Source organism: Mesorhizobium sp. M0239, assembly GCF_040321815.1.
GTDB lineage: Bacteria > Pseudomonadota > Alphaproteobacteria > Rhizobiales > Rhizobiaceae > Mesorhizobium.
The window spans coordinates 1-7,509 of record NZ_JAMYSG010000066.1; the positions used below are offsets into that span (position 1 = coordinate 1).

The following is a 7,509-nucleotide window of genomic DNA, read 5'->3' on the forward strand; positions in this document are numbered from 1 at the left end:
CCCGCTATCGGTGGCTGTGGGGTGGCGCGGGTGTTTTTATTATGCTCTCGGCGCTGCCGGGGGGCCATAAATCCTCTGCTGTGATGTCGGCCCCCGCGGCGCCCAAACGCGCCGGCGACCAGCAGGTTTTCGAAGGTGGTCATGCCGGAATAGGGACGCGGGATCTGATAGGTCCGCCCGATCCCCATCTGGCAACGCCGGAAGGGCGGCTCGCCGCGAAGCGCGGTGTCGCCGAGCTGGATCTCGCCGCCGGACGTCTTCAAATCGCCGCTGATCATGTTGAACAGCGTCGTTTTGCCCGCGCCATTCGGGCCTAGGATGCCCAGGACCTCGCCCCTATGCACGTCGAAACTCACGTCATGCAGGACGCGGACAGCGCCGAAGGACTTCGACACGCCGTGCGCTTTCAGCAGGATTTCCCTACCCATAACTCTGCCCGCGTTCCCGCTCATGTCACCAGGCGATCGGCTGGATAGCCTGCTGCGGCGCGAAGAGCTGATTGACCGTGTTGTCGACGATCTTCAGGTCATAAGGCCATTTCTCACCCTTCACCCACTGGCCGCCGAAGATCGGCGTCTTGCAGATGTTCTTGTGGGGCGAGCCGTCGAACTTGATATGACCGACCAGCGTCTGCAGATCGGTAGCGACCAGAGCGTCACGATTGGCCGCACGGTCGAGCGGATTGGAAGAGCGCTTCAGGATGTCGAGCGCGACCTCGAGCAAGGCATGCGAATAGCCCAGCGGCTGCGTCCACTGGCGCTTCGAATCGGCCTCCCATTGGCTGGCGATGTCGCTGCTGATCTGCCCGGTCAGCGACGACTTGAACGGGAAGGCCGGGGTCCACCAGACCTCCGAGGACATGCCGTTGCCAAGCGGCCCCATCGCCTCGACACCGCCCGGGAACAGGAGCGCCGCCGCCACCGTGACCGCCTTCGGCTTGAAGCCCTGCTGGTTGCACTGGGTGACGAACGTCTTCAGATCGTCGGGATAGGTGATGCCGCCGATGATCTCGCAGCCCTGCTTCTTGAACTCGGCGATCTGCGCGGAGAAATCATTGGTGCGCGGCTGGAAATAACCGGGCACCACGACCTCGTAGCCGGCCTTGCGGGTCGGCGCCGGCAGGCCATATTCGTCGTTGCCCCAGGTCTCGCCGTCGATGTTCTGGGGAAACAGCATCCCGACCTTCTTGTTGGTCTCCAGATGGTTCCAGAGTCCGACGAAGGTGTTCAGCGCCTCGTCGAGGCCCCAGAAGAAATGATAGGTCCAGTCGAAGGTCTGCTTGCCGCCGCCGCGCGGCATGATCACCGCTTGCCAGGGAGCGCCGGAGGAAATGCAGGGCGTTTCATAAAGCTCGGCCTGCTCGGCCGCGGGCAGGATCGTGTCGGTGGTCGAGGCCGGCACGAGCAGATGAACCTCGTCGTTCAGGATCAGATTGCCGGCGATTTCCGATGCCTTGTTCGGATTGGACTGGCTGTCGCGATCGAGGATCTCGATCTCGTAAGTATTGCCGTCGGCGCATTGCAGCTGGCCGCCGAGCAGGGCGCGGATCTTCTGCAATGTGTAGCCATCCGTTTCACCAAAAAGGGCGAGCGGTCCGGTCGTGGGGCTGAGGTAGCCCAGCTTGATCTTCCCCGCCGTCGCGGCGCGCACATAGGCCGGCATGCCCAGCGTGCTGGCGGCAACGCCGGCTCCAATCCCCTTCAGCACGCTTCGACGGCTGGGCCGCAAGCCCGATTTCACCAGTCTGTTGTAGTAGCTCATCGTCGGTTCCTCCCTGGGTTAAGTTTCTCCGGCCCACGGGACCGGTCTCAGTTCAAAGCGTGTTCAGGTCATCCGCAGCAGCGAGCCGCCATCGATGACGATCAGCGAGCCCGTCACGTAGGAAGCGGCAGGCGACGCCAGATAAAGCGCCAGGCCCTTGATCTCTTCCGGGTCGCCGATCCGACCGAGCAGCGACTGGGCCTCGAAGGCCTCGCGGTCCGCCGGATTGCGCAGCCGACCGCCGGCGATGTTGGTGATGAACGGTCCGGGCAGGATGGCATTGATGCGGATGTTGTAGGCGCCAAGCTCCATCGCCATGTGGCGAACGAGATGGTTCACCGCGGCCTTGGCGGGCATGTAGGGCGTGCCCACGATGCTCTCGTTGATCAGCGATGCAATGGACGACGTGACGATGATCTGGCCGCCGCCATTCGGCTTCATGTGCCGGACGGCATGTTTGATCGTGGTGTAGACCGAGGTCAGGTTGATCTCGATCACCTTGTCCCAGTGCTCGTCGGGCAGGTTCTCGATGGCGCCCTCGGGGTTCCTTTCGCCCGTCGGGGTGTTGAAGCCCGGTCCGGCATCAATCCCGGCATTGGCGAACACCACGTCGATCGAGCCCGCTTTCCCGGCCACCTTGTCGAAGGCTGCGGCCATGGCCGCACGGTCGCCGACGTCGACGGCCTCGCCCCAGACATCGCCACCCGCCGCCTTGATCGCCGTCACGGTCTTCTCCAGCCCCGTTGGGTTCAGGTCGAAGATGCAGACTTTTGCCCCATGCTCGGCCATGATCTCGGCATAGGCCTGTCCGATGCCGCTGGCGCCGCCGGTGACGATCACCGACTTGCCCCTGACATCGAACATCTTCTCAAGTGCAGCCATCAGTTTCCTCCCTTGCGCGACAGCACGAAATCGAACTCCACGTCGTAGAACGGGGACGCAACCTCGACCCTGGCGGCAGCTTCGGCGTCCTCGACCTTGCGGAATTCGGCGAGCAGGCTCTTCTTCACGCCGAAGACGGCATCTGAATCGATGTACGGGTCGTCCGGGTCGAAGATGTGCGTGGTCAGCGCTTCGAAGCCCTCGGCCTCGACGATGTAGTGGAGATGCGCCGGACGATTGGGGTGACGCCCCAGCGCGCCCAGCAGCTTGCCGACTGGGCCATCATCCGGGATCGGGTAGTATTTGGGCTTCACGCCCCGAAACCAGTAGCGCCCGTCCGTGCCGGTGCGAAAGACGCCGCGCAAGTTGAAGTCGGGCTGGATGCCCTTCTGCTGCACGTCGTAGAAGCCCTCGTCATTGGCCTGCCAGACGTCGATCTTGGCGCCTGCGATCGGGTTGCCCTCGGTATCGAGGATGCGGCCATGCACGAACATGGGCTCGCCCTTCTGGTCGAGGCAGATGTTGGAGCCCATCGGCAGCTCGGGGGCGTCGGCGACGTGGAAGGGTCCCAGCACCGTCGATTCCGAGGCGCCCGACGGCTTGCGGTTGTTGATCGCATCGACCAGCATCGAGATACCGAGAACATCCGACAACAGGATGTATTCCTGCCGCCACTCGTTGCAGATCTGGCCTGTCCGCGTCAGGAACATGATCGCGCCGAACCATTCCTCCTGTGTCGGCTCGATCTCTTTCACCGCCTCGTGCAGCTTGCGGGTGATGACCTCCATCACCTCTTTGAGCCGCTCGTCCTTGGCGTTCCTGTTCCGCGCCACCACGACCTCGGCCGAGTTCGCTTCGGTGAAATAGCCGGATTCGTGTTCGTCGATCATGCGATCCTCCTCAGCGCGCCAGAACGGATTTGAAGATCCGGCGCAGTTCGGCCGCCGGCTCGGCCGCCAGCGTTTCGGAGCGCCAGGCGACGTGGTGGTCGGGACGGACGATCAGGCAGCCGGTGTCGCGGATCTCCCGTGCGCCGGCCCAGTCGCCGGTATGATCCTCGATCGCGCGGCGCGGGCCGATCACATGGCTGCGGATCGGCAGACCGAGCTCCGCGCCCACCGTCTCCGCCGCGGCGACCCACGCCTCTCCGCCAATGCCGGTCAACAGCGTGAACTCGCCATGCCCGCAAAGATCGAGCGTCGAGACCTTCCTGCCCGAGCGCTCGAAGACCCAGACATGCGGCAAGCGCGCGCCCGGCCAGGTTGTCGGCGCATAGTGCAGCTCGCGATCCTTCTCGAAGGCCGGCTCGCGCTGGCCGTCGGTCACCACCGCGCCCGAGGCATAGCGCTGGTTCATCTCGACGCCATGGGCGTCGAACTCGTACTTCTTGAAGGCGATGGCCTTGCGGAGCGCCTCGCGCTGCGCTTCGGCGACGGGCGTCGCATCGGCGCGAGCCTCCATGTTCCTCTGGATCTTGTCGTGATCCACGCCGCCGTCCATGCCGAGCGCCTCGAAGATCGGTCCGAATTCGGCGATGGACTGGTTCGCCCGTGTCACGATCTGGCGCGCGATCGGTGCGCGCTCGGCCGAGAAGCTGTCCAGAAGCCCGACCCCCGCCTGCCCCTTGATGACCTTGGCAAGCTTCCAGGCGAGGTTGAACCCGTCCTGGATCGATGTGTTCGAGCCGAGCCCGTTCGAGGGCGGATGCCGGTGCGCGGCATCGCCCATGATAAACACCCGCCCCTTCTGCATGTGCGTGGCGAAGCAGTTGTTCACGGTCCAGGTGTTCGCGCCCAGGAGCTCGATCTCGAGCGCGGGATCTCCGACCAGTTGACGCGCGACGCTGGTGGCCAGTTCCGGCGTCACGTCCGGCGGCGGCTGGTTGATGTCGTAGCCCCAGACGATCAGCCACTCGGTCCACGGCCTCACCATGCGAACCAGACCCATGCCGATGCCGCCGACATCGGCGCCGGGCTGCATGACCCAGTAGAGGACGCTCGGTCGGTGGGCGACATACTTCGAGAGATCGGCCCTGAACAGGATGTTCATCGACCCGCCGACGCCCATCTTGCCCTCGAGCGGCAGGCCCAGATGCTCGGCCACCAGCGAGTTGCCGCCGTCGGCACCGACGAAGAACTTCGACCGCACGGTGAAATCCTTGCCCGACAGCCGATCGCGGCAGGTCGTGGTCACGCCGTCCCCGTCCTGGACATGGCTGACATATTCCGTGCTCATGCGTGCTTGCGTCCCGTGGGCACACGCCGACTTGAACAGGATCGGCTCCATGAAGGTCTGCGGCAGATCGTTCATGAGGCAGGGCGACGACAGGAGATGTTCGGCCTTCGAGAGCGGGTGGATGCCCCAGCTCTTCATGCGGCCGATCTCCTCGCCGGCCAGGCTTTCGCAGAACACGTTCTCGCCCATCAGCTCCTGCGGCGAGGCGTGCATCATGGCCTCTGCCTCGACATCCGGACCGAGGTCGCGCAGCACTTCCATCGTGCGCTGGTTGGTGATGTGGGCACGCGGCGTGTTCGACAACCAGCGATAGCGATTGACGATCATGTTGGCGACGCCGTAGCTGGACAGCAGCGCGGCGGTGGCCGAGCCGGCTGGGCCAGTGCCGACGATCAGCACGTCGGTTTCGATATCCGCCATCAAATTCCTCCCTTGATCTTCGGACCGGTCAGCCTGCGGCGGACCGGAAACAGGTGCAGGCCCTTGCGGGACGCAATCAGCCCCCACAGCCCCTTTGGCGCAAAAAGCATCACGACGACGGCGATGAGGCCGAGCGTCATCAAGTACCAGCTGCCGTAATCGGCCAGCGCCGAGCGCAGCGCGAAGAAGACCAGCACACCGAGGATCGGCCCCTCGATGGTGCCGATGCCGCCGATGACGACAATGAAGATGACGTTGGCGGTCCAGTCGGTGACGGCAAAGGCCGCGCTCGGCGAGATGCGGGCCGTCTGCAGGAAGATCAGCGCGCCGGTCAGCCCGGTGGCGGCCGCGGCGATCAGAAAGACCGCCCATCTGAGCCGGCCGGTATCGACGCCCACCGATTGCGCCGCGTCGACATTGTCGCGCACGGCCGCCAGCGCCAGCCCGAGGCGACTGCGCAGCAGCCAATAAATGCCTCCCGTCACGGCCACGAGCAGCGCCAAAGCCAGCCAGTAGGCCATAACATCGCGTGCCGCGGCCTCGCGGACCCCGAACAGCGCCCGGACCGCATCGGTGCCCAGGATACTGCTCGTCGCCTCGCGCGGCAGCGAGGTGCCGGTGCCGCCACCGAGCGCCTTCCACTGCGCGACCAGCAGTCGCGTCACTTCGGCGATCACCCAGGTGCCGATGGCGAAATAGGCGCCCTGCAAACGGAACGCGAAGAAGGCCGTCGGAACCGCCAGCACCAGAGCGGCAAGGCCGCCCAGCGGGATCGCCAGGACCGGATTCCAGCCGAGCAGGATCACGCCGGCGAACATCGCATAGGCGCCGATGCCAACGAAAGCCTGCTGGCCCACCGACACCAGGCCGCCATAGCCCGCCAGCAGGTTCCATATCTGCGCCAGCGTCAGCATGGTGAGGATGAAGAAGAGATCCTGTATGACGCCACGCGAGGCCACGGCAGGCAGCGCGAGCGCGGCGACGATGAAGATCGGCACGATGATCGCGGTCACGGTTCCGGCGCGGGTGCGGGTTGTCAGTCGATACATGCCGCCCTCAATCCACTGCGCGCGGAAAAAGCCCGCGCGGCTTGAGCAGCATCACGGCCAGGAAGGCGATGTGGCCGGCCAGGATCTGCCATTCCGGATTCAGCGCGGCGCCAAACGTCTGCGCCACGCCGATGATGATCCCGCCGGCAAGCGTTCCCCACAGGCTGCCGAGGCCGCCGATGATCACCGCCTCGAAGGCATAGATCAGCCGCGCCGGCCCGATCGAGGGGTCGAAGTTCGCGCGCATGCCGAGATAGAGCGCCGCCAGCGTCACCACGACCATTGCGATCCCGGTGGCGATCGCGAAAATCCGCTTCGGCTCTATCCCCATCAGCCCCGCCGTCACGGCGTCGTCCGAGGTGGCGCGGAAGGCACGGCCGAGGGCGGTGTGGTAGAAGAGCCCGTTCAGGGCAATGATCATCACGATCGCCGACGCAAAGGTCATCAATGGCATGATCCCCACCGTGACCAGCCCGAGATCGAGCGATGCCCCCTCCAACGCGCCCACCGGGATGCGGCGGCTGTCGGCGGAAAAGAGCTCGAGCAGCCCGTTCTGCAGGGCAACCGACAGGCCGAACGTGACGAGAAGCGGCGGCAGGATGTCCTTGCCCAGCACGCGGTTCAGTATGACTGTCTGTAGCAGCCAGCCGAGCGCGAACATCACCGGCATGGCGATCAGGGCAGCGATCCATGGCGACAGGCCGAGCAGCGTGACGCCCATCAACACCAGATAGGCGGCAAGAATGATGAGGTCGCCATGGGCGAGGTTCACCAGCCGCATGATGCCGAAGACGAGGCTCAACCCCGCTGCGAACAAGGCATAGAGCCCGCCCAGCAGAATCCCCTGCACGAGGGTGTCCAGCCAGATCATCGCCGCGCCACCTCGATCACGCCATAAGAGCACTGCGCGAGCAAATGACGGAGCCTCGGTTGCCGCGTCATGCCGCCACTCCGAAATAGGCGGAATGGATGTCTTCGCGCGTGACCTCGGCCGCCCTGGCGGCCAGCGTGACGCGGCCCTCCATCATGCAGTAGACGCGATCGGCCACCGCCAGCGCCTTGCCGATATCCTGCTCCACCAGCACGATCGCGGCGCCTCCTTCGCGGATCTTGGGAAGGGCTGCGTAGATATCGCGGATGACGACCGGCGCCAGGCCGAGGC

At 65.0% G+C, this 7,509-nt stretch carries 7 protein-coding genes and 1 pseudogene; all 8 read right to left on the reverse strand.

The window, feature by feature from the left end:
* Nucleotides 1-428, reverse strand: a 428-nt coding sequence (locus NKI99_RS33115) for an ATP-binding cassette domain-containing protein (RefSeq protein ID WP_352613661.1), incomplete at its 3' end; no start/stop codon positions are given.
* 25 nt (nucleotides 429-453) lie between these two features.
* Nucleotides 454-1,761 carry an ABC transporter substrate-binding protein gene (locus NKI99_RS33120; RefSeq protein WP_128302308.1) on the reverse strand — a complete coding sequence of 436 codons (1,308 nt, stop codon included), beginning with the start codon at nucleotides 1,759-1,761 and terminating at the stop codon, nucleotides 454-456.
* A gap of 63 nt (nucleotides 1,762-1,824) precedes the next feature.
* A complete protein-coding gene (locus NKI99_RS33125; RefSeq protein ID WP_128302307.1) occupies nucleotides 1,825-2,643 on the reverse strand; it encodes an SDR family NAD(P)-dependent oxidoreductase in 819 nt (272 codons plus the stop codon).
* A complete protein-coding gene (locus NKI99_RS33130) occupies nucleotides 2,643-3,533 on the reverse strand; it encodes an intradiol ring-cleavage dioxygenase (RefSeq protein ID WP_128302306.1) in 891 nt (296 codons plus the stop codon). Before NKI99_RS33130 ends, NKI99_RS33125 begins: the two co-directional genes overlap by 1 nt.
* 10 nt (nucleotides 3,534-3,543) lie before the next feature.
* Entirely contained in the window at nucleotides 3,544-5,298 is a 1,755-nt protein-coding gene (locus tag NKI99_RS33135; RefSeq protein ID WP_128302305.1) for an FAD-dependent oxidoreductase, read from the reverse strand.
* Nucleotides 5,298-6,347, reverse strand: a complete 1,050-nt coding sequence (locus tag NKI99_RS33140) for a branched-chain amino acid ABC transporter permease (protein ID WP_023808928.1) — start codon at nucleotides 6,345-6,347, stop codon at nucleotides 5,298-5,300. The genes NKI99_RS33135 and NKI99_RS33140 overlap by 1 nt, the downstream gene beginning before the upstream one ends.
* 7 nt (nucleotides 6,348-6,354) lie before the next feature.
* The gene (locus NKI99_RS33145) at nucleotides 6,355-7,218 is read right to left on the reverse strand and encodes a branched-chain amino acid ABC transporter permease (protein WP_352556025.1); all 864 of its coding nucleotides are present in this window, start codon (nucleotides 7,216-7,218) and stop codon (nucleotides 6,355-6,357) included.
* 67 nt (nucleotides 7,219-7,285) lie between these two features.
* A pseudogene (locus tag NKI99_RS33150) lies at nucleotides 7,286-7,509 on the reverse strand (ABC transporter ATP-binding protein); the annotation flags it as partial.